Below are 21,876 nucleotides of genomic sequence, written 5' to 3' on the forward strand. Positions count from 1 at the left end.
GCCATGGCCCAGGCAACCAAGAAGAAACCCGTCGCAAAGGCAGCCGGCGCGCCCGTTTCCGCCCGCATCGCAGCGCAGGCTCATTTCCACACGCTGCGTCTGGGCACGCCATTCCAGCCGCGCATCGACGCGCTGGCCAGAACCCAGGACTGGTACAATTGGGCCGGTTACCGCGCCCCCCACTCGCTGTGGGACGAGGAGCTTGAATACTTCGCCATCCGCAGCCAGGCGGCCCTGTTCGACATTTCGCCGATGACCAAATACCGGATCGAGGGGCCGGACGCCGAAGCCTTGCTCAACCGCGTGACGCTGCGCGATGTCACCAAGCTCAGGCCCGGCCGCGTCCACTACACAGCCTGGTGCGACGACGAGGGTTTCGTCCTCGATGACGGCACACTGTTCCGTCTGTCGCCGACCCGCTTCCGGCTGTGTTCGCAAGAGCGGCATCTGCCTTGGCTGCTCGACAGCGCCGGCGGTTTCGATGTGATCGTTGAGGAAGAGACTGAGGCGGTGGCCGGCCTCGCCTTGCAAGGCCCGACCTCCTTTGCGGTGCTGCGCGATGCTGGCTTTGCCGGCGTCGAGAGGCTGAAAATATTCGACCTCGCCGACTTCCCGCATGATGGCGGCCCCCAAGGAAACACCCAAGTCACCATCTCGCGCACCGGCTTCACCGGCGATCTCGGCTACGAACTGTTCGTTTCGGCCGACAAGGCGCTGAGCCTGTGGGACCGGCTGATGACATCGGGCGACCTGCGCGGCATCCGCGCCATCGGCTACACCGCGCTCAACCGCGCCCGTCTGGAGGCAGGGCTGATCGTTGCCAATGCGGATTTCACAACCGCCGAGCACGCCATCCGCGCCGACCGCCTGCGCATGCCCGACGAGATCGGGCTCGGCTTCATGATCGATCTGGAAAAGGGCCATTTCAATGGCCGCCGTGCCATCCTCGAGGCGAGAGCGAAACGCAAATTGCGCTATGTGCTGGTCGGGCTGGAGATCGAAGGCAACATCCCTGCCGAACACGCCATCGTCTACCACAAGAAAGCCCACGAGGTTGGCCTGGTCAGCGCCGCCATGTGGTCGCCGATGGCCAAGCGCAACATCGCCATCGCCTCGCTGGCGCGGCCATACGGTGATACCATGGTCGAGGACCTCTGGGTCGAGACCTACGCCATGCGCGAGCTGCAGTATCAGAAGCTGATGAAGCGGGCAAAGGTGGTGGCGCGTCCGTTCATCAAGCTCGACCGCCGCACTGCCAATCCGCCGGCGGACTTCTGATCATGACCGACGAAGCCGACAAGCAGCAAGAAGATGGGGAAGCCGCCGAACAGTGGGAGCTGGTCAACACACCGCTCGGCGAGAAATGGTCCGGCCGCACGCGCTATGCCGCCGCCATGTTCTTCTACAAGCGCGGCGAGATGACCTCCGAGACGCTCGAAGTCTACCGCATCTGCGCGCGGCTCGATTCGGAAGATCCGCTGCCGATCATCCGCGATCGCGGTGTCGGCAAGGACTGGCTGAAGCGCATGGGCTTCCAATAAGTCGTTCTAACCTATCGTTTTCTCGAGCATGCCAAGCCAGTTGCGATAGGCGATCTTTTCGATCAGCGCGCGGCCGAAGCCACGTGCCGCCAAGGCATCGATCAGCTTCGGCAGGCCGGCGACGTCGCCGATGACGGACGGGATCATGGCGCCGTCGAAATCGGAGCCGAGGCCGACGCCGTCTTCACCCAGAGCCTGCAGCAACGAATCGACATGGCGCACCATGATGTCGAGGCTGGTGTCGGCATTCATGCGCCCGTCCTCGCGCAGGAAGCCTGTGGCGAAGTTCAGTCCGACCATGCCGCCGGACTCGCGGATCGCGCCGAGCTGCCAGTCGGTGAGATTGCGCGAATGGCCGCAGATCGCATGCACGTTGGAATGGGTGGCGACCAGCGGCGCATCGCTGAGCGCGGCGACATCGCGAAAACCCTTCTCGTTGAGATGCGAGAGGTCGATCATGATCTTCAGCTGGTTGCAGGCCTTGACCAGCGCCTTGCCCGCATCGGTCAGGCCGGGCCCGGTGTCAGGCGAGGACGGAAAGCGGAACGGTACGCCGTGACCGAAGGCGTTCGGCCGGCTCCAGACGATGCCGAGCGAGCGCAGGCCGGCTGCATGCAGCACGTCGAGCATGGTGAGCTCGGGATCGATCGCCTCGACCCCTTCGATGTGGAACACCGCTGCGATCGACCCTTGCGCTATGGCGTTGCGCACATCGCCGGCACTGCGGCAGACGGTGAGCGCTCCGGCCCGTTCCAGCCTAAACAGGATCGAGGCCATCGCGATCGTCGAGGCCAGCGCATCATTGCGCGGAACCTCGGGCGGCAGCGGCTCGGCAGCGCTCGGCGCCAGGGGAACGGCGCTGCGCCTGGATTTCTCGACTGGCGGCGGGAAGATGGCGAACATGCCGCCGGCAAAGCCACCGGCCTTGGCACGCGGCAGGTCGATATGACCGCCCGATTTCCCCTCGATGAACAGCTTTTCGACGTCCGTGTCTTTCGACTGGTAGAGTCTGAGCAACGTATCGTTGTGGCCGTCGAAGACGGGAACGAGGTCGGTTTCGGTCATACGGGGATCATTCGGTTCGTTTGTCGGCAAGGGGGCTGAGATACACCATATCTACTTAGGCAGGATGTGCCACCCGCGCAAATGCCAAAGCCATCCCGGTGGGATGGCAGCCACTTGCCGCGCCGTTTCCCGGTGACGAAAATCCTACCGCTTCAGCACGTCGGCCCACTCCTGATGGCGGCGGAACTGGGCGTTGGCGAAGGGGCAGAGCGGGATGATCTTCTTGCCTGCCGCCCGCGCATCCTCGACGGCGCGGGTGACGAGCCGAAGGCCGGCACCCTGGCCACGAAATGCGTCCGGCACCTCGGTATGGTCGATGATGATCTGGTGCTCGCCGATCTTGGTGAAGGTCATCTCGGCCTCGGCGCCACCGGGCCCGCGCAGGACATAGCGACCCTTGGAACCGCGATCCTCAAGCTCGATCTCAGGCAGTTGGTCAGGCATCGCTATACTCCTTGGGCAGCATCGGCAAAGAACCGCCGCGCCGCCTCGATCTCGTTTGGCCGCACCTCGTGCCCGCCTTCATGCCACTCCACTGTGACATCGGCGCCGTCGGCACGCAAATAGGCTTCGAGCCGCGTCGTCAGGTTCGGCGGGCAGATCGGATCGCGCTTGCCGGCGGTCAGCAGAATATGGCGGCCGGCGAGACTGCCCTTCACCTCCGGTTCGAACGGGATCAGCGGATGCATCAGCACCGCGGCGTCGAACAGCGCCGGTGCCGCAAACACCACCGAGGCCAGGACGTTGGCGCCGTTGGAGTAGCCGAGACCAAGCACGATCGACGGCTTTGCCGCCCCGACATGGGCCGCCTCGACATGCGCCTTGACGAAGCCCGCCATCTTGTCCGTCGCCCGTGCCAGATCGTCCATGTCGTAGACGCCCTCGCCGGTACGGCGAAAGAAGCGCGCAGCACCTTGTTCGGACACATCGCCGCGCGGCGAGATGATGGTTGCCTGGGGCGCGAGATCGCGCCCCAGCGACAGAAGCTGGTTCTCATCGGCTCCCGTGCCATGGAAGACGAACAGCAGTGGACCGCCCGGCGAACCGGGCAGCAACTTGTGGATGTAAGCGTCCTTGCTCATGACCTCAGCCTTCCAGCTTCTGCAGATGCTGTTCGAGATAGGGCCGCAGGTGCTGGTGCTGCGTCGGCAGCTTCAGCGCCTCGCCGAGATGAGCGGTGTCCTCATCGCGATCGAAACCCGGCTCGTTGGTGGCCACTTCGAACAGCACGCCACCCGGCGTGCGGAAATAGATCGCCCAGAAATAGTCGCGGTCGATCACCGGCGTCACGCCATAGCCGGTATCCATCAACGCCTTGCGCACTTCGAGCTGCTTGGCGCGATTCTCGACGGCGAAGGCGACGTGATGGACGGAGCCGGCGCCGAGATCGGCGAAGGCAGCAGCCGGCAGCGATTCGATATCGACGACATCGGCGCCATTGCCGTTCTTCACCGCCAGCCGCCTGACGTTGCCGGACCTGTCGACTTCCTCATAGCCCATGAACTTCAGCAGCTCCTCAGTGGCGTCGCCATCCTTCAACCGGAGCGACACCGAGTGGAAGCCTCTGATGGCCTCGTCCGTGGGAACACCACCTTTCGCCCATGGCGCTCTGCTGTCAGCCTTGTCCTCGACCAGCGCGAAGCCGTCGCCGTCCGGTCCGGCAAAGGCCAGACGCTTCTCGCCGAATGTCTCTTCGTGCGACAGGCCGGTGACGCCCTCATCGGCAAAACGCTTTTCCCAGTAGGTGAGCGTGCCTTCCGGCACCGAGTAGACCGTGGTGCCGACTTCGCCGACGCCATGCCGGCCCTTGCCGATGTCGGGGAACGGAAAATAGGTCATCACCGAACCGGGCGTCCCGGCCTCGTCGCCGTAATAAAGGTGGTAGACATCAGGCGCGTCGAAATTGACGGTCTTCTTGACCCGGCGCTGGCCGAGCTTTTTGGTGAAGAACTCATTGTTCTGGCGGGCATCCCTGGCCATCGATGTGACGTGATGCAGGCCTTTGATCTGGTCGAGCATTGTCTTGCTCCTTCCCTTGGTGCTTGTGCGGCCCTCGCCGCTGTCCACGCCAATATGAGGACGCGGCCGCTCTGGGCAAAGGCGGCAAACACAGAATGGACTGTGCTGTAAAAGTGAACAATACAAAGAGTTCTGTTCACCAATTGACTCACATGACAGGCTTGCGCCAGCGCCAGAATTCGGTTCCATGAGCGGCGTTCGACCATCCCAGGACAGAGTATCGCGCGTGATTGGAAAAACCAGGCGGCCTAACATTCTGCTGATCACATGCGACCAGTGGCGCGGCGATTGTCTGTCGTCTGCGGGCCATCCGGTTGTGAAGACGCCGAATGCCGACGCACTGGCCGCAGAGGGTGTGCTGTTCAAGCGGCACTATGGCGGTGCGGCGCCCTGCTCGCCGGCCCGCGCCTGCCTCTACACCGGCCTCTACCAGATGAACAACCGCGTCTGCCGCAACGGCACGCCGCTCGACGCCCGACACGGCAACATCGCGCTGCATGCGCGCGCCCTCGGCTATGATCCGACGCTGTTCGGCTACACCGATGTCTCGCTCGATCCGCGCCTGCTGGCGCCGGGCGACCCGCGGCTGCAAAGTTATGAAGGCGTGCTGCCAGGCTTTACGGTGCGCCAGTTGCTGCCCGAACATCAGAAACAGTGGCTGTCCTGGCTGAAGCAGCGGGGTATCGACACCAGCGCCGGGTCTCCCGACATCCATCGACCGGTGAACGGCGACAAGACTGGCGCTGTCAGCAACGCCCCGCCCGTCTACTCAAGGGACGAAACCCCGCCCGCCTTCCTGACCGGCGAATTCACGCGCTGGCTTGGCGAGCAGGACGACGCCGCGCCGTGGTTCGCGCATCTTTCCTTCATCAGCCCGCACCCGCCCTTCATCGTGCCGGAACCCTACAACACGATGTATCAACCTGCCGATGGCCCGGCCTTCCGGCGCGCGGCAAGCTGGCAGGAAGAGGCGCAGAGCCATCCCTACCTCGCCTATGACATTGGCCGACAGAAGCAGGCCAGGTTCCGTGCCGACGCCAATGGCAAGGTGCACGACTGGAGCGATGACGACTTCCGCCGCATCCGGGCGATCTATTACGGCATGATCTCGGAGGTCGACGCGCAGCTCGGCCGCATCTGGCAAGCAGTCAGGGCCGCGGGCGCGTGGGACGACACCATCATCGTGCTGACGTCAGATCACGCCGAGAGGATGGGCGACCATTTCATGCTGGGCAAGGGCGGCTACTTCGACGGCAGCTACCACATTCCGCTGATCATCCGCGACCCCAGCCACCGCAAGGCGGCTGGCGGCAGCGTCGATCGCTTCACCGAAGCGGTGGACATTGTGCCGACGCTTCTCGACCTGCTCGGCGCGGACCCCGCGCCGCACCTCGACGGCACCTCGCTGAAGCCGTTTTTGAGCGGCGGGAGCCCTGCAGACTGGCGCGATGCGGCGCATTGGGAGTTCGATTTCCGCTCGATTGCCGAAGGCGAGGCCGAACGCCATTTCGGCATCACCTCACGCCAATGCAACCTCGCCGTCATCCGCACGGAAAAATTCAAATATGTGCATTTCGGCGGCGGCTTGCCGCCGCTGCTGTTCGACCTAGAAACAGATCCGGGTGAATTGAACAATCTGGCCAAGCACCCTGCTTATCTGGCCGTACGGCTGGAGTTCGCCGAACGGCTTCTCGCCTGGCGGGCTGAGCATCTTGACCAGTCGCTAGCGCTGGCTGAACTGACGGAACACGGCGTTGTCGGCCACGTCGCCGGGGCAGTACGCGAATAGGGCAGCAGGGAAACCGAACCGGTACGACGACGGTCCTGCCCTACTGCCCTACTGCCTATTCCTATTTCACAATCATCCGCTGCTGGTCCCGCTTCTCGGCATAACTGCCCTTGTCATAGGCGGTTTGAGCCTTGAGCTGTTCCTTGGTGAAGGTCGTATACAGGTACTTCTTGCCGTTCTTGTCGGTCATGAATTTGAGATTATCCACGCCGACCGCGACTTCCTTTTCGCCAATGCCGAGGAAGCCGCCGACATCGACGATCACCGCGTCGGTCTTGTTGTCGGGCGCGAGCACGACATCGCCGATTTCGCCGACCTTGGCGTCGTTGGCGCCGTAGACAGTGGTGCCCTTCAGATCGTCGCCACGGATCTCGCCAACCGGCATTTCCGTCAGCGTCGACTTGTCGATAGCTGCCGTTTGCGTCTGGTCGGGAGCCGAGGCATCAGGGGTCGTCGCTGCCGGGGCCTCGGCCGTCTTGTCTACGGGAGCGGCAGCAGGAGCCGGGGCGTCGGACGGCACAGCGGCCGGGGCGGTTGCAGCCGGCTCATTGGATGCCGTGGTCGCGGGTACCGGATCATAGGCCTTGCGGTTGAAATCCGGCTGCGCCTGCAGCTCTTCCTTGGTGGTCTGGGCCACCAGCCAGCGGTCGCCATTCTTCTCGGCCCACTGCGCCTTGGAGAAATCATAGGTGACATTCTTGGCGCCGAGGCCAAGGAAACCACCGACGCCGATGACAAGCGACTCGGCCTTGCCTTCCCTGGTCAGAACGATGTCGTTGACGCTGCCGATGTTCTGCGCGTCATCGCCGGTGCCGTTGTAAACGGTTTCGCCGATGATGTTGGTGGCAAGGTTGCCGTCGGCCCGCTTCACGGGTTCCGCCGGAGCCGCATTCAGGTCGACAGGTTTCTGCGCCGTATCCGTCGTCGCGGGTGCCGTCGGTGCTGTTGCGTCAGTCGATGCAGCAGGTGCTGGTGCCGGAGCGTAGGGCTTGCTGTCGAACTCCGGATGCGCCGTCAGCTCGTCCTTGCTCGTCTGGGCAACCAGCCAGCGATCGCCGTTCTTTTCGGCCCATTGCAGCTTATCGTAATCGAAAGCGACGTTCTTCGCTCCGACACCCAGAAAGCCGCCGACGCCGATGACGACGGATTTCGCCTGGCCATCTTTGTCGAAGACGACGTCGCTGACCTTGCCGATGCTCTCGGCATCGTCGCCGGTGCCGTTGTAGACGGATTCACCGATGATGTTGGTGACAATGCTGCCCTCGGCGCGCGGCAGGGGAGCGGCGGCAGCCGGCTCCTGAACGGCAGGCGCCTCCGCTGGTGCCGGCGTTGTCGCGCTCTGCGCATGAGCGCCGGTCGCGATCAGCGTTGCGAGTGCGGTCGTGGCTAGAAGATTGCGGATCATGATCGTCTCTCCTGGTGCGTGATTTCGTGCACGCCGCGCCCGGTTGAACCCGTCGCTGGGGAGATCTGACGCGGCAACTTCTACAGTTCACAACGTCGTGAGCATGCTGTTGTTCCGACAAAAAGCGCGCGGAGTCCGTGGCAAGAAATCGACAAGCGTCTCCGTCACAGCCTTAAGCCCGATCGCGGATTTCGCCACACACGGAACCTTTCCCACCTCGCCGCGTTGCAGCCTATGGCTGGGTTTGTCTTTGTCCCGGTCCGACCATGGTCGAATAACGGAGTGGGGCATGAAATTCGCAGCGGTGCTGAACCGGGACGGCGGCACCTTGCGGACCATTGACCTTGCCGCTTTCTCCGACAGGATGCGCCAGGCGCTGGAGACGGCAGGCCACTCTCTCAGCATCGAGATTGTCGACGGCAAGGATGTGGTGGAAACGCTCGACAGCGCGGCCTCACGCCGCTCTGTCGATGTCGTGCTGGCCGGTGGCGGCGACGGGACCATTTCTGCCGCAGCCGCCCGGTTGATGGGGACGAAGAAGGCGCTTGCCATATTGCCGGCCGGCACCATGAACCTGTTCGCGCGCGGGCTGGGCATTCCGCAGTCCCTGGATGCCGCGCTCAAATCCTTCACGGACGGCGAAATCATCGCGGTTGACATAGCGACCGCCAACGGCCGGCCGTTCGTTCACCAGTTCTCGATCGGCATGCATGCGAAGATGGTGCAACTGCGCCAGAAAATGGAGTTCGGTTCTCGCCTGGGAAAGATCCGTGCCTCGGCCAAGGCGGCTTGGGCGACGATCAACAATCCACCGGCGATGAACGTGACGCTCAGCATCGGCGAAGCCGAGATGGCGGCCCGCATTACCGGCATCGGCATCACCAACAATTTGTTCGGCGAAGGCCACTTGCCTTACGCCGACAACCCGGCGGGCGGCGTGCTTGGCGTCTATGTCACGGTGGCGCAGCAGCGCGCCGAACTGGTCAAGTTCTTCTTCAACATGGCGCGCGGCAAATGGCGCGACAACGAACATGTCGAAATCCATCAGGCGGGTAGGACGGTCCTGAAAATCCACTCGGGGAGCCGGAAGTTTCGTGCCGTGATGGACGGAGAACTGATCAGGCTTGAGCGTGAAACGACGATCGAAATCCAGCCCGGCGCGCTCAATGTCCTGGTGCCGGCCAGCGTCGCCGAGGCAAAGGCCGCCTGATGCGATTCGTACCCATTGCCGCCGACAAGCTAGCCGCTGGGAGCACTGCCCTGTTGGGTCGTGTCCTTCTTGATCAATTCGCCATAAATCTCGGCGGCCCCCCAAGCAACAAAGGCCAGCAGCAACGCAGCGATCAGAATGCGCAGGCCATGCCGGCCCCAGCGCCCCTGACGGGCTTTGTCCTCAGGAATGATCTTGATCATGGTCGGCCCTCGGATCGGTTTGCGCCAATTGGCGCGTCCGGCAAAACAACATGGTCGGGTAACGGTTCCTCGCTAGGATGGTTCCGGCCGGCCGGCTGGTTCTGGATCGACAGACCGGCGAAGCGACGACGAAGACCAAAACAGGGCAACGGGGACCTGGGTGAATAACAAGGCGGAAAAAGTGCCGGATCTGCCGGCTGACGTTGCGCTGGCGGTCAGTGCCGAAGACCGGCTGGCCGTGCTGCACGGGCTGGAGATGCTGGATACGGCGGCCGACCCGGATTTCGACCGCATCAGCAGCCTTGCCGCGGCGGTAATGCAGGCGCCGATAGCCTTGGTCACGCTCGTCGACCACGAGCGGCAGTGGTTCAAATCCTGCTTCGGCCTGGACCAGACCGAAACCGCGACCGACATCTCCTTTTGCGCTCATGCGATTGCCGCCGGCGAAGAGCCGATGGTGGTGGCGGATGCAACGACGGACCCACGTTTCAACGCCAACCCGCTGGTCACCGGCAAGCATCATGTCCGCTTCTATGCCGGCGCGCCGATGGTCGTGGCAGGTGCCCGCATCGGCACGCTCTGCGTTCTCGACCGCAAGCCGCATGCCTTTCCATCCCGCGCCGAGCTCGACCAGTTGAAGGCGCTCGCCGGCCTCGCCGCCAGCCTGTTCACCTTGAAGGACGCGACCCGCAGCGGCGCCATCGCCGAGGCCGCACTGGTGCGTGAGGAAAAACGACGCGCCATCGCGCTCGATGCGGCGTCGCTCGCCAGCTGGGCGTGGGACATCCGCACCGACATCATCGAATGCGACACCTTGCTGTCGGAGCTGTTCAACCTGCCGCGCTCGAACCGGCTGCGGGCACGCGACATCCTCACCGCCATCGATCCGCGCGACGTCTACCAGACCGAAACCCGCTTTCGCGACGCCTTGACCGGCAGCGACGACTATTTCGGCGAATACCGGGTGAAGGGCTTTCATCCGCCGCGCTGGCTCGCCACGCGCGGCCGTGTCATCGAGCGTGACGGTGACGGCAAGCCGACGCTGATCTTCGGCGTCAACTACGACATCTCGGAGCGCAAGCTTGGCGACGAGCGGCAACGGCTGCTGCTGCGTGAGCTCAACCATCGCGTCAAGAATACGCTAGCGACCGTCCAGGCGCTGGCGACACAGACCGTGCGCCATGCCCGCCAGCCGAGCCAGTTCCTCGAGGCCTTCGGCGCCCGGCTTCAGGCCCTGGGCATCGCCCACAATCTGTTGTCGGACCGCGAGTGGCGCGGCATCGGCATCCGTGAACTCGTCCAGATCGAGGTCAGGCCATTCGAAACGGCCGAGCAGCCGCGCATGACGATCTCCGGCGACGACTTGCTGCTGTCGCCCGACCAGGCCGTCGGGCTTGGCCTGATCCTGCATGAACTGGGCAGCAATGCACTGCAATATGGATCGCTGTCGGTGGTATCAGGCAAGGTTGATCTCGGGTGGAAGACGCAAGGCAGGAAGGGTGCCCGCCGCCTTGTGCTGACCTGGCGCGAAAGCGGCGGCCCGCAAGTCGCCCCGCCGGAACGGCACGGCTTCGGCTCGATCCTCATCCGCCGCAGCCTTGCCAAGGTCATTTCAAGCGAAGTGACCCATGAGTTCCGGCCGGAAGGGGTGTTTGCTGAAATATCGATGCCGCTGGAAGACCTGTCGAAGTGACCTCCCAGCGCCTTTAGTTACGCCCGCTTTCATCCCCATCGTCTGCGCCCGGCTTCACGTTCTCGCGGTAGATCGCGTAAGCCGCGAGCGCTACGGCTGGACCCAGAATGACGCCGAGACCACCTTTTCCCTTGAGCAGTGTCGGCAGCACGGCGAGTGCGGCGGTGATGCCGATCGCCTTCATGTCGGCATTGCGGCGTTGCGCCCGGCGCCGGGCGCGCGAGCCTGCGGATATCTGGTAAATCAACAGGATCAGCCCGGCAAGCACCAGAAAACCGACGCCAAAGCCCAGTGCGGCGGCAAGCGACCCGTAGCGCATCGCCGACCAGATATAGGCTGCGCCGACCAGAAAGCCGAGACCACAGAGCGCTGCCGATAGGGCGAGCCCATAAACGATTGCCGCCGTGCGCGCCCGGCGCATGGCGGCAACGGTTTCGCCCGAGGCGAGACCCGAAATCAGGGATGCCAGCATTCCCATCTGCAATGCGACTAGCGACGCGCAATGAGCGCGAAGAGGAAGCCAACGCCGGCAGCGATCGCCAGTGACGTCACCGGCTTTTCACGCACGCTCGCCATCATCTGCGCTTCGATGTCCTTGGCGTTGCTGCGCAGACTGTCAAAGGCTGCTTCGCCCTGCGCGCGCAGTTGCTCGACACCTTCCGTGGCCGCGCGACGGGCAGTGCCATAGCCATGCTCGCCGGTCTTGGCCAATTGCTTTGTGAGCTTGTCGATGTCGGCCTTCAATTGCCTGATGTCGGCTTCCAGGTCCGCATTTGCACGGGAGTCGTTTGCGGTCTTTCCTGCGGCAGTTGCCATGGCTTAACTCCTTGTGATTGCTCGATTTCAAACGCGCCGCGCGCCTCAAGGTTCCGGCACTGGGGACAAAGTAGCCGAAAACGCGTCCGCGCGCACCCGATCCGCCGGCTCTGGCAAAAAGGCCTTCGTCAGATCAGCGGCCGGCGCGCCTCGCCCAGCCCTTCCCAGCCAGCGAGCCGCTTGAGCCCTTCAATGTCTGTGACCTCGCAACCGCCGTCGCGCCAGACGATCAGCTTGCGATCCATCAGCTTGCGGATCGTCTTGTTTGTATGAACCAGCGACAGGCCGAGCGTGTCGGCGATGTGTTGTTGCGTGATCGGTATCTGGATGGACTGCTTGCCGTTCAGCCCGACGACCTTGGCCCGGCTGGCGATGAAGGCGATAAGATAGGCAGCGCGCTCGATCGCGCTGCGACGCCCGAGGCTGAGCAGATTTTCATCCAGCATGCGCTCTTCGCGCGATGCGATCCAGGTGATGTCGTAGGCGAGCCCTGGATGATTGCGGTAGAGCTCGTGCAGATACTCGCGTTCGAAAACACACAGCAGCATCGGCGACAGGGCCTCGACGGAATGCTGCATCTCGCCCATTACACTGCCCTGCAGGCCGATCAGATCGCCGGGCATGAGATAGTTGAGGATCTGGCGGCGGCCGTCTCGCAACAGCTTGTAGCGGAACGCCCACCCGGAGAGCACGGTGTAGAGATGGGCGCTGTGGCTACCCTCGACCAACACGGTAGCCGCCTTGTCGACGGCGAGTTCGCCCTTCTTGAATGTACTGATGAAGGCCAGCTCCTGTTTTTCGAAGTCGCGAAAAATCGGCAACGGCCGCAACGGGCAGTTCTCGCAAGGGTACTGGAGGTTGGAAAAGGCGCGATTGTTCTGGGCTGACATTTCGACCCCTCTTCGAAAGCCCGCTCTTTGGAAGAGCTGCATTTCAACGCGTTGCAAGGATTGAGGTTCCGCCGCCGGCCACATGTCTTTTTTAAATGACAGCAGGCCAATTAGCGATCATGACTCCATGCGTTTCAAGGAGTCGTTGCCTGTGCCCACATTGCTTGACGGATTGCGGATTCTCGTCCTGGAGGACGAATTTCTCATCGCCATGGATGTCGAGCAGCTTTGCCGTGACCATGGCGCCGGTGATGTGGTCATCGCCCGCGATCTGACAGAGGTCGATGGCCAGGAGGTCGCCACGCAATTCGACGCGGCCATTGTCGACCTCATGCTGGGTGGCGCCTCGACACTCGATTTCGCCTCGGGGCTGCGCGCGGCAGGCGTACCTTTCGTGTTTGCGTCGGGCTATTCGGATGCCGATGAAATCAAGGCATCCTTTCCAGGCGTCAGGCTGGTCGGCAAACCCTATTCGGGTGAAGACCTCGTGCAAGCGGTGGCGGCAGCCTGCGGACGCGCCTCTCTAGGTTGAGACGCGCCCCCCTACCCGCCTGGCGATCGCAGGTCAGCTGGCCGGCGAGCCCGTTACCTGGGTCGAAATCGCATCCGGGCCATACTCGTCTTCGCCTGATATTTTCAGGATCTCCTGCAAGCGCGTGCGGGCTCGGCTGACGCGGCTCTTGATCGTCCCGACCGCGCAACCGCAAATCTCGGCGGCCTCCTCGTAGGAGAAACCCGACGCGCCGATGAGGATGATGGCTTCGCGCTGGTCCTCCGGCAATTGCTCCAGCGCCCCGCGAAAATCCTTCAGGTCGAGCTGGCCATGCTGAGCGGGATGAACAGCAAGCCTGGCCGTCATGATGCCGTCGCTATCTTGCACTTCACGTCCACGCTTGCGCATCTGCGAATAGAATTCATTGCGCAGGATGGTGAAAAGCCACGCCTTGAGATTGGTGCCGGGTTGGAAGCTTTCGTGCTTGTCCCACGCCTTGACCAGCGTTTCCTGGACGAGGTCGTCGGCCTTGTCGGCGTTTTGCGTCAGCGACACCGCAAAGGCACGCAGGCTTGGGATTGCCCCAAGCAGATCTGTCTTGAAGCCTTGGGAGACCGCAGCCATGCCTCAGTCCTTTTTCTGTGCGGGTTCGGCCTGTTCCAGCTGGCTAAGCAACTGGGAAAAGCGATCCGGCACATCGTCGGAGACCAGCTCGTCGTAATATTGTTTGAGTTTGCGTCCGATTTCGGAATTCGGCCCAAGAGCGTCACCGGAACCGTTCCGGCGCCTGCTTTCGGCGCCAGCCAGAATATCTTTCGTCATATCCTTCATTTTGCCCTTGTATTCCCAGCGCCCAAGCCGCTCATAATATTACTCAACACAACGCAAGCGACACCCTCGTCTGGTTGCCCATCCCGACCTCAAACGCCGTCCCGACGCATTAGTTCCATCAAGGCCGGAACTTTTTCTCAAGATCGGCGTTGTTTGACCGGGCTTGCAATCAGCTTGACCTGCAATCTATGCAATCACGTCATTCTGAGGGAGACGTCTTACCATGAGCTTATCCGCCACCATCGCGCCAAACCTGCCATTCCTGCGCCGCTTCTCGCGAGCCGTTTCCGGATCGCAGGAGAGTGGCGATGCGCTGGTCGCCGCGATGCTCGAAGCCATCATCGCCGATGTTGAAATCTTTCCCGAGGCATCGAGCGACCGCATCGCTCTGTACAAGGTTTTTGCCAAGCTGTTCACATCGGTCGCCATCCGCGTTCCACAGGAACACGCGCAATCAGCATGGGAACAGCGCGCCGCCGCCAATCTGAATGCAATTGCGCCGCGCCCGCGCCAAGCCTTCCTGCTTGTTGCCGTCGAAGGCTTCAGCGAGGATGAGGCGGCCGAGATCCTCGATGTCGGCGACCAGGAGTTTTCAGAGTTGCTTGCCCAGGCAAGCAACGAGATATCCCGTCAGGTGGCAACCGATGTGCTGATCATCGAGGATGAACCGCTGATCGCCATGGATATAGAAGAAATGGTCGAGAGCCTCGGGCACCGCGTCGTTGGAACGGCTCGCACCCATGCCGAGGCGGTGACGATGTTCGGCAGGACACGGCCGAAGATGGTGCTGGCCGACATCCAGCTTGCCGACGGCAGTTCGGGCATCGAGGCCGTGAACGAGATCCTGTCGTCGACGTCGGTGCCGGTCATCTTCATCACCGCCTTTCCCGAGCGTCTGTTGACTGGCGAGCGCCCCGAGCCGGCCTTCCTGGTCACCAAGCCGTTCAATCCCGACATGGTCAAGGCGCTGATCAGCCAGGCGCTGTTCTTCGACCGTCAGGCGAAAGCCGCCGCATAGGCTCGCAGCCCCTGACAGCACGGCACGACATTGAAGGCCGCTCGATGCGATGCATCGGGCGGCCTTTTTACAAGCCGGAACCGTCGTCAGCGAAATTCCTACGCCTCCTGCTCCGAACGATTTGCAAGCAGCGCCTTTTTCGGCAAAGGGTGGAACAAACCGCATCTACCCACGTTTTCATTACACCATTCGAAGGAGATGGATCATGCTCTACTGGGCGCTCGTATTTCTCGTCGTGGCGATCATCGCCGGCGCGCTTGGTTTCGGCGGCATCGCCGGTACGTCTGCCGGCATTGCGCAGATATTGTTTTTCATCTTTCTCGCCTTTCTGGTCATTTCGCTTCTTGCGGGCCTGTTCAAACGGGCATCGTGAGGACGAACGGCGACCGAACACTGGAAGCCGCACCCCTCAAACGGTTTCCAGCCACCGCCGGGCGGTATCCTGCAAAGGACACCGTCCGGCGGACCGTTTTTGGCGGCTGATTTTCGGGAGACCTCTTTTGGAACCCATTCAACCGTGAGCCGTTCAGCCTGAGTTGGGGTGGACAGATTGGCCGATGCGTTCCAGAACCGGAGATAGGAAGGACGACGTGCAAAGCGATGAAGTCATCGCCCTGCATCCTGCCGAAAGCGGCATGCAGCTTGGACGGGCTCTTCTCCATGCGTTGCACAATGCCGGTATTTCCGTTCTCTACCAGGATCGGGAGATGAAAACCGTATGGGCGCGCAACATGCGCGCGCCCTGGGTTTCCGACACCGCCGACAGCAACGGCATCCTGCCGGCGGCGCAGGCCGACCGCATTGGCGCGGCCAAGCGCGACGTCATCGCATCCGGCAACCCGCAACGTCTGGAGATCAGCGTTCCCGTCGAGGATGGCATCCGCTGGTTTCAAGTCTGGATCGATGCCGACCACGGCGATGGCGGCACGGTGCTAGGCGTCGTCACCACGATGGTCGAAACGACCGAGCAGAAGCGCCGTGAGCAAACCCTGACAACACTGCTGCGCGAAGTCAGTCATCGCTCGAAGAACCTGCTGGCGATCATTCAAAGCATAGCCACCCAGACCGGGCGCTACTCCGATGGCATCGGTGATTTCCTGACACGCTTTCGCGGCCGGCTGCAGTCGTTGGCTTCGTCTCAGGATCTCGTCACCTCTTCCAACTGGCGGGGTGCTGCACTTCGCGAACTGGTATCGGGGCAGGTTGGTCGCTACGGCGGGGATCCGGTTCGCAGCCTGCGTTTTCAGGGAGCAAACCCTTATCTCAATCCGAATGCTGCCCTGCATATCGGCCTTGCCATGCATGAGCTCGCGGTCAACTCGGTGAGCTATGGCGCCCTGTCGCAGCCCGACGGATTCGTAGAGGTTACAGCCAACCTGACCGCCGACGACACTGGGACCTCCCTATCTCTGACATGGGCCGAAGCAATCGGAGCCAATGACAACAGGCGTAGCGAGAAGCGCTTCGGAAGTGTCGCACTCGAACGGGTCGTGCCGGCGTCGCTGAATGGTACGGCGACGCTTGAAATCGCGGCCGGTCGCCTCGAATACCGCCTTGTCGTTCCGCACGGCAATTTCGAGACGGATTGAGCGACCCGCACCTGCGCCAAGTCCTTAACCGACTGTTCACCATAAAAGCCGATGCTGTATTTCCCAGATACCGCTGGAACCTGTTGCATCTTCGAACATTTCCGCAGCAGGACTTGCAGCATGGTGCGGGAGGAATGCCTTGACGGTTGCGGACATGAACAGACTGGAACAGGCCGCTCGGATCTCTATGGGCGAGTTTGAAGACTCCGAGGCATCCGCGCCGCCGCCGCCTCCTGTTCCTCACGCTTCGTTGCGCCTTGGCGTTCTGGGTCTTGCCGCGCTGATCGTCGCGGCCGTCCTCTTCCAGCTGGCTTACTGACCTCCGCGCAACCTGCGGCCTTGGTCGATCCATGTTGCTTCGCTGGCCATGTTAATTCGCTGGCAGGTCTTGCAGTGCAGGAACTTTGCGGAATGTGGACCGTTACTGTGGCGAGAGGACGTTTTCGCCATGGAACACATCGCCGCATTGCTGCTGGTCATCGGCTGCTCGAACACGATGGCCGATTGCCGTGAGCTTCAAGTCCCTGTCAGTGTTTTCGAAACCACCGACCAATGTGTCGCCGAACGCCCGTTCGCCATGGGCGACGTGCAGGGGCAGGCCGAACACATCGTCGCCAAATGCCTTACGGTCGACCCGGCGCTCGAAGACGACTACGACCAGGTGGTGTGGAAGGTCGGCCCGGACGGCAGTCTTGACGCATCCTTGGAGATCTCAAATATCGTCGTTGCGTCAAACACGGCGCGCCCCGAAAAAAACTATCTTAGCCAACAATAAATTCGAGCGGGCAACGGGCGCCATTTCATGCTAAATGGCGGTTGGAGCTTATTAAAGTGAGGACACAAAGTGAGGAGTGACTCTATGCGGAAGATGCTTATTGCCATGGTTGCTGTGGTCGCGGTCAGTGGCTGCACCTCTACCGAGCAGGACGTGGTTGGCGGCGGCTTGATCGGCGCCGGTGTCGGCGGCTTGGTCGGCGGCGGCAAGGGCGCGCTGATCGGCGCGGCCGTGGGTGCCGGTTCCGGCCTGCTGGTGCGCAATCTGCGCAATGGCTATTGCCAGTATCGCGATCATCGCGGCCGGATCTACACCGCGCGCTGCAACTAGTTCGGCGATACCGAGACCTGATCCGGAGACCGGTTCGCCGGCCTCCGGATTTTCATTTGTTTAGTGCTTGATCCTGGCCGCCTGACGATCACCGTCAGTTTGCCAGAGGGATTTTGATTTCCACGTTCAGCCCATTGGCCCGGAAATCACGCTTGATCGTGCCGCGCAATTCGCGCGTGACGTTGAGATCGATCAGCTTGGTGCCGAATCCGGTCTTGGCGGGTGCTTCGAGTTTCTTCTGCCCGGTTTCGCGCCAGTTGAGAGCCAGCGTCCTGTCGCGCCCGCGCCCTTCGAGCGACCAGTCCACCTTCAGCGCCCAGTCGCCCTTCAGGGTATTGGCCGAATTGCCGGCTTCGCCGTATTTCAGCGCGTTCGTCGCCAGTTCGTGGAAGGTGAGGCCGAGCGCTTGCGTCGTGGTTTCGTCGAGCAGCACCTGTGGCCCCGACAACAGCTCATCGGGCAGATCCTTGCCGAACACCTGACCCAGTTCGATGCGCAGGAGATCGCTAAGATCGGCCTTCTGCCAGCGCGAGCGCGTCAGCATGTCCTGGGATGCCGCCATCGCCTGCAGCCTGGCCGAGAAGGATGCGGAAAACTCGTTGACGTCGGTGGCCCGCGATGCCGTCTGGCGCGCGATCGCCAGCACCCTGGTGATCGAATTTTTGATGCGATGCTTCATCTCCTGCAGCATCAGGTCTTTTTCGAGCAGGCTCTTTTCCGTCGTTTCGTGCAAGCGCGACGCCGCCTCATAGGCCCGCTCCTGATACCGCGCCACCAGCGCGATGGCGCCCGCCAGCAACAGGCCGAACAGCCCCAGCATAACCGGAATGGCGCGCGACGACGGCTGCGAGAAGGCGCTCGTCGGCCGGAACAGGACAGTCCATGGCCGGCCGGCCACCATTATCTTGCGGGTGACCAGCAGCCTGTCCCCAAAGGTCGAAGCCGGTGGCGTCTCCGACCGGAACAACAGATTGTCGCCGTTCACCGCGCCGTCGCCATCGTAAATTTCGGTGTTGACCGGCAGCAGCGGCGACCGGCTGAGCGCGGTCTGGAACAGGTCGCGAGCCCGAAAAGCCGCATAGAGAAAACCGGCCGTGGAGGACCTGGACGCATTGATGACATCGGGTGCGGTTTCGACATTGAGCCGCACGAAGACGAGGAAGCCGGTGAACGTCTGCGCGGCACCTGTGTCCTGGCCCAGTTGCACCAGCCCGCTGGCGTGCTGGTGGTCATCCGACATCGCCTTTTCGATCGCCGCGCGCCGCACCGGTTCACTGAACATGTCATAGCCGATGCTGCCCTGGTTGGACGGGTCGAGCGGCTCGAACAGCACGATGGGGGTGCGCCAAGGCTGCGTGGTGTCAGGATAGATTGGATGGTTGACGCCATGGTCGCGCAGCATATCGCGTTCGACCGCCGCCTCGTCTCCAGCCTTCGCCAGCCTGACATAGCCGATGCCGCGCAAGCCGGCAAAATTGTTGTCGGCATCGAGCGCTTTGAAGAACGCCTTGAACTCGTTGCCGGAAATATCGCCGTTGCGGGCGTCGAACAGGGCCTGCGTCGAGCGCAACAGCGACAAATGCAGGTCGATGCGGCTCTCGATTCGGTTGAGCGCGTCGTCGGCCGTCGCTTCGAACTTGATGCGGGCGGCTTCTTGCGTCGCGAAATAGGCAAACCCCGCCATCGTCATGCTGATCAGCGCAACGGCGATGAACGCGACGATTGGAAAAAGCTTCTTCAACGGATGATGTGGTCCCTGAGCGAATAGGGACCTTTATGGGCAAGTCGCCGTGCCAACACAATGGCAAGGCCAAGCCATGCTGACGGCTAGCATATCACGAGTCCGGCAACCCGCGACCTGGTCTGACCTCAGGCAGCGATCTTCAGCGCCCCCGGTCCGGGAATGGCACCGGGCGGGCATTTGCCCAGAATGATCATGCCGAGCACCTCGTCCTGGGTCACATCGGTGGTGCGGGCTGTGCCGACGACCTGGCCGTTCTTCATGACGCAGACCCGGTCGGCAAGCTCGAACACGTCGTGGATATCGTGGCTGATCAGGAAGATGCCGATGCCGTCGGACTTGAGCTGCTTGACCAGCTCGCCGACCTGCGCCGTTTCCTGCGGACCAAGCGCTGCCGTCGGCTCGTCCATGATCAGGATGCGTGCATTGAACAGGATGGCGCGCGCGATCGCCACCGATTGCCGCTGGCCGCCCGACAGTTTGATCACCGGCTCCTTGAAGCGCTGGAAGCGGGGATTGAGCCTCCCCATCACCTTGCGCGCCTCCGCCTCCATGGCAACGTCGTCGAGCGTGCCCCAGGCGGTCATCAGCTCGCGGCCGAGGAACAGATTGGCGGCGGCATCGACATTGTCGGCCAGCGCCAGCGTCTGGTAGATCGTCTCGATGCCGTATTTCTTGGCGTCGCGCGGGTTGGAGATCGACGCTTCCTCGCCATTGACGAATATCTGCCCGCCATCGCGCTTGTAGGCGCCGGACAGGATCTTGATTAGCGTCGACTTGCCGGCGCCGTTGTGGCCGAGCAGCGCCACGACCTCGCCGGGGAAGAGATCGATCGAGGCGTCGTCGACGGCGCGGATGCCGCCAAACGCGATCGAGATGTTGCGCATATCGATCAGTGCTGTGGCCGCAGGAGCAATCTTGTCAGTCATGGCCATGCCTCCTAGACGCGCTTGCGATAGACGGTGTCGAGCCAGACGGCGATGACCAGCACGGCGCCGACGACAATGCTCTGCAGCGGCGAGTCGACGCCGAGCAGCACCATGCCTGACTGCAGCGACTGCATCAGCAGCGCGCCGAGCATGGCGCCGATGATCGTTCCCGAACCACCGGCGAGCGACGTGCCGCCAATGACGGCGGCGGCAATGACCAGCAGCTCGTCTAGCGTTCCAAGCACGTTGGTCGCCGAATTCTGCCGGGCCGAGGAGATCGCGGCGGCGATCGTCGCCAGCACGCCCATGATCATGAACACCTTCATGGTGATCCAGCGCGTGTTGATGCCGGCGAGATTGGCAGCCTCGGGATTGCCGCCGATGGCAAAGACATAGCGGCCGAAACGCGTGCGGTTGGTGATGAAGGTCATGACCAGCCCGACGGCGATCGCCATCAGCACCGGTATGGCGATGCCGTGAGCGATGAACAGGCCGCCTTCGGGCACGGTGATGTTGTTGGCGGCCGCATACCGGTTCACGATGCCGATCGGCCACGGATAGGAGTTGGCGAGCCAGACCGCACCCATGATGACGGCGCAGGTGACGACGCCGAGCAGCGTCTCGGCCCAGATCGGACGCAGCGGAAACCGGAAACGCTTGCGCTGCACCCGCCCGTTGAAAAGCGCAAACACCACGGCGAGGCAGGCCACGATCCCAACGACCCAGCTCCAGGTCGCGCCGATCGATCCCGACGGCCCGCCGCCCATGAGCTGGAAGGTGGCGTCAAGCGGTGCCACCGTCTGGCCGCTGGTGACCCACCAGGCAGCACCGCGCCAGACCAGCAGTCCGCCCAGCGTGACGATGAACGCCGGCACTTCGAGATAGGCGATGACGAAGCCTTGAAAGGCCCCGATCAGCAGGCCGAGCGCCAGGCCGATGACCAGCGCCAGAACCCAGATCCACGGATTGCCGAGTTCGAGCCCGACAAACCGCACCAGGAAATGCACCTGGGCAAATCCCATCACCATGCCGATCAGGCCCTCGGCGGAACCGACGGACAGGTCGATGTTGCGCATGACGATGACCAGCACCATGCCGCAGGCCATGATGGCGACCGCCGATGTCTGTACCGACAGGTTCCAGAGATTGCGCGGCGTCAGAAAGGTGCGGCTGTCGAAATCGAGCGGATTGACGCCGAGGCGCAGGCTGGAAATGACATGCAACCCGATCCAGATGATCAGCAGGGCGCCGACCATGCCGAGCATGCGGGTGTCGATCTCGGTCGCCTTCAGGAACCGGGCGACCACGCCGAGCTCCGACGCACGCGCGGTGTCGGCCTGCGGGTTGGACGTCGTGTCGGTCATGATTTCCTCCCACCGGCTGGCCGTCTGACGCGGATGCCGGAACTCAGCCTAGAACGGTTCACCGATTCCCGGAAACGCCGAACCGTTCTATCTCTTTGTTTTGACGCAATTCCGGACGGAAAACCGCTACGCACTTTTCCTGGAATTGCTCCCGAAGCTATCCGCGTGATGCGGA

General features: G+C 62.5%; 26 protein-coding genes. 12 read left to right on the forward strand and 14 right to left on the reverse strand.

From position 1 onward, the window contains the following. Positions 1–3 precede the first annotated feature (3 nt). Positions 4–1,278: an aminomethyltransferase family protein gene (locus EN993_RS04190; protein ID WP_127262470.1), complete on the forward strand. Its 1,275-nt coding sequence runs from the start codon at positions 4–6 to the stop codon at positions 1,276–1,278. A 2-nt stretch (positions 1,279–1,280) separates the two neighbouring features. Next, positions 1,281–1,541: a hypothetical protein gene (locus EN993_RS04195; RefSeq protein WP_127262471.1), complete on the forward strand. Its 261-nt coding sequence runs from the start codon at positions 1,281–1,283 to the stop codon at positions 1,539–1,541. A 6-nt stretch (positions 1,542–1,547) separates the two neighbouring features. Here EN993_RS04195 and EN993_RS04200 read toward each other — a convergent pair whose 3' ends face one another. The 4 genes from EN993_RS04200 to EN993_RS04215 all read right to left on the reverse strand — a co-directional run bounded on the left by EN993_RS04200 (position 1,548) and on the right by EN993_RS04215 (position 4,625). Further along, positions 1,548–2,606: a dipeptidase gene (locus EN993_RS04200; RefSeq protein ID WP_127262472.1), complete on the reverse strand. Its 1,059-nt coding sequence runs from the start codon at positions 2,604–2,606 to the stop codon at positions 1,548–1,550. Positions 2,607–2,750: 144 nt separating this feature from the next. After that, positions 2,751–3,050, reverse strand: coding sequence for a GNAT family N-acetyltransferase (locus EN993_RS04205; protein WP_109665182.1), 300 nt, complete (start codon positions 3,048–3,050; stop codon positions 2,751–2,753). A 2-nt stretch (positions 3,051–3,052) separates the two neighbouring features. After that, entirely contained in the window at positions 3,053–3,688 is a 636-nt protein-coding gene (locus EN993_RS04210; RefSeq protein WP_109665179.1) for an alpha/beta hydrolase, read from the reverse strand. Between the two features lie 4 nt (positions 3,689–3,692). After that, on the reverse strand, positions 3,693–4,625 hold the full coding sequence (locus EN993_RS04215; RefSeq protein ID WP_109665493.1) for a VOC family protein: 933 nt from the start codon (positions 4,623–4,625) through the stop codon (positions 3,693–3,695). A 226-nt stretch (positions 4,626–4,851) separates the two neighbouring features. On the opposite strand from EN993_RS04215, the gene EN993_RS04220 reads away from it, so the two are divergent. Then, the gene (locus EN993_RS04220) at positions 4,852–6,414 is read left to right on the forward strand and encodes an alkaline phosphatase family protein (RefSeq protein WP_127262473.1); all 1,563 of its coding nucleotides are present in this window, start codon (positions 4,852–4,854) and stop codon (positions 6,412–6,414) included. A gap of 61 nt (positions 6,415–6,475) precedes the next feature. On the opposite strand, the gene EN993_RS04225 is transcribed toward EN993_RS04220, so the two are convergent. Next, complete coding sequence (locus EN993_RS04225) at positions 6,476–7,819, reverse strand: PRC-barrel domain-containing protein (RefSeq protein ID WP_127262474.1); 1,344 nt, start codon at positions 7,817–7,819, stop codon at positions 6,476–6,478. Positions 7,820–8,108: 289 nt separating this feature from the next. On the opposite strand from EN993_RS04225, the gene EN993_RS04230 reads away from it, so the two are divergent. Further along, the gene (locus EN993_RS04230) at positions 8,109–9,029 is read left to right on the forward strand and encodes a diacylglycerol kinase family protein (RefSeq protein ID WP_109665166.1); all 921 of its coding nucleotides are present in this window, start codon (positions 8,109–8,111) and stop codon (positions 9,027–9,029) included. Between the two features lie 29 nt (positions 9,030–9,058). Here EN993_RS04230 and EN993_RS36930 read toward each other — a convergent pair whose 3' ends face one another. After that, positions 9,059–9,232, reverse strand: coding sequence for a hypothetical protein (locus EN993_RS36930; RefSeq protein ID WP_164548799.1), 174 nt, complete (start codon positions 9,230–9,232; stop codon positions 9,059–9,061). 160 nt (positions 9,233–9,392) lie between these two features. On the opposite strand from EN993_RS36930, the gene EN993_RS04235 reads away from it, so the two are divergent. Further along, positions 9,393–10,925, forward strand: a complete 1,533-nt coding sequence (locus EN993_RS04235) for an HWE histidine kinase domain-containing protein (RefSeq protein ID WP_206532342.1) — start codon at positions 9,393–9,395, stop codon at positions 10,923–10,925. Between the two features lie 13 nt (positions 10,926–10,938). Here the strand turns inward: EN993_RS04235 and EN993_RS04240 are convergent, their stop codons facing one another. The 3 genes from EN993_RS04240 to EN993_RS04250 form a co-directional block, all read right to left on the reverse strand. Beyond that, positions 10,939–11,403: a hypothetical protein gene (locus EN993_RS04240; RefSeq protein WP_109665163.1), complete on the reverse strand. Its 465-nt coding sequence runs from the start codon at positions 11,401–11,403 to the stop codon at positions 10,939–10,941. 11 nt (positions 11,404–11,414) lie between these two features. Further along, the gene (locus tag EN993_RS04245) at positions 11,415–11,741 is read right to left on the reverse strand and encodes a DUF883 family protein (protein WP_109665160.1); all 327 of its coding nucleotides are present in this window, start codon (positions 11,739–11,741) and stop codon (positions 11,415–11,417) included. Between the two features lie 128 nt (positions 11,742–11,869). Continuing rightward, the gene (locus EN993_RS04250) at positions 11,870–12,631 is read right to left on the reverse strand and encodes a Crp/Fnr family transcriptional regulator (RefSeq protein WP_109665157.1); all 762 of its coding nucleotides are present in this window, start codon (positions 12,629–12,631) and stop codon (positions 11,870–11,872) included. Between the two features lie 151 nt (positions 12,632–12,782). Here EN993_RS04250 and EN993_RS04255 point away from each other — a divergent pair, with 151 nt between their 5' ends. Further along, complete coding sequence (locus EN993_RS04255; protein ID WP_245462936.1) at positions 12,783–13,163, forward strand: response regulator; 381 nt, start codon at positions 12,783–12,785, stop codon at positions 13,161–13,163. 33 nt (positions 13,164–13,196) lie between these two features. Here EN993_RS04255 and EN993_RS04260 read toward each other — a convergent pair whose 3' ends face one another. Together EN993_RS04260 and EN993_RS04265 are read right to left on the reverse strand one after the other, a co-directional pair. Further along, positions 13,197–13,748, reverse strand: coding sequence for a sigma-70 family RNA polymerase sigma factor (locus EN993_RS04260; protein ID WP_056587392.1), 552 nt, complete (start codon positions 13,746–13,748; stop codon positions 13,197–13,199). Between the two features lie 3 nt (positions 13,749–13,751). Further along, a complete protein-coding gene (locus tag EN993_RS04265) occupies positions 13,752–13,955 on the reverse strand; it encodes a NepR family anti-sigma factor (protein WP_109665148.1) in 204 nt (67 codons plus the stop codon). A 223-nt stretch (positions 13,956–14,178) separates the two neighbouring features. On the opposite strand from EN993_RS04265, the gene EN993_RS04270 reads away from it, so the two are divergent. From EN993_RS04270 to EN993_RS04295, 6 genes are all read left to right on the forward strand, one after another. Next, positions 14,179–14,973, forward strand: coding sequence for a response regulator (locus EN993_RS04270; RefSeq protein WP_109665145.1), 795 nt, complete (start codon positions 14,179–14,181; stop codon positions 14,971–14,973). Between the two features lie 205 nt (positions 14,974–15,178). After that, a complete protein-coding gene (locus EN993_RS04275; protein WP_013529282.1) occupies positions 15,179–15,346 on the forward strand; it encodes a DUF1328 domain-containing protein in 168 nt (55 codons plus the stop codon). Positions 15,347–15,530: 184 nt separating this feature from the next. Beyond that, positions 15,531–16,562, forward strand: coding sequence for a sensor histidine kinase (locus EN993_RS04280; RefSeq protein WP_164757531.1), 1,032 nt, complete (start codon positions 15,531–15,533; stop codon positions 16,560–16,562). 139 nt (positions 16,563–16,701) lie between these two features. After that, on the forward strand, positions 16,702–16,881 hold the full coding sequence (locus EN993_RS04285) for a hypothetical protein (RefSeq protein ID WP_127262476.1): 180 nt from the start codon (positions 16,702–16,704) through the stop codon (positions 16,879–16,881). 129 nt (positions 16,882–17,010) lie between these two features. Continuing rightward, the gene (locus tag EN993_RS04290; RefSeq protein WP_127262477.1) at positions 17,011–17,337 is read left to right on the forward strand and encodes a hypothetical protein; all 327 of its coding nucleotides are present in this window, start codon (positions 17,011–17,013) and stop codon (positions 17,335–17,337) included. 84 nt (positions 17,338–17,421) lie between these two features. After that, on the forward strand, positions 17,422–17,667 hold the full coding sequence (locus EN993_RS04295; protein WP_109665127.1) for a YMGG-like glycine zipper-containing protein: 246 nt from the start codon (positions 17,422–17,424) through the stop codon (positions 17,665–17,667). Positions 17,668–17,761: 94 nt separating this feature from the next. On the opposite strand, the gene EN993_RS04300 is transcribed toward EN993_RS04295, so the two are convergent. From EN993_RS04300 to EN993_RS04310, 3 genes are all read right to left on the reverse strand, one after another. Continuing rightward, on the reverse strand, positions 17,762–19,408 hold the full coding sequence (locus tag EN993_RS04300; RefSeq protein ID WP_127262478.1) for a CHASE domain-containing protein: 1,647 nt from the start codon (positions 19,406–19,408) through the stop codon (positions 17,762–17,764). 128 nt (positions 19,409–19,536) lie between these two features. After that, positions 19,537–20,337 carry an ATP-binding cassette domain-containing protein gene (locus EN993_RS04305; protein WP_127262479.1) on the reverse strand — a complete coding sequence of 267 codons (801 nt, stop codon included), beginning with the start codon at positions 20,335–20,337 and terminating at the stop codon, positions 19,537–19,539. 11 nt (positions 20,338–20,348) lie between these two features. After that, the gene (locus tag EN993_RS04310) at positions 20,349–21,701 is read right to left on the reverse strand and encodes a sugar ABC transporter permease (protein WP_109665119.1); all 1,353 of its coding nucleotides are present in this window, start codon (positions 21,699–21,701) and stop codon (positions 20,349–20,351) included. Between the last annotated feature and the right edge of the window lie 175 nt (positions 21,702–21,876).

Source organism: Mesorhizobium sp. M7D.F.Ca.US.004.01.2.1 (genome assembly GCF_003997785.1).
GTDB classification, from domain to species: domain Bacteria; phylum Pseudomonadota; class Alphaproteobacteria; order Rhizobiales; family Rhizobiaceae; genus Mesorhizobium; species Mesorhizobium loti.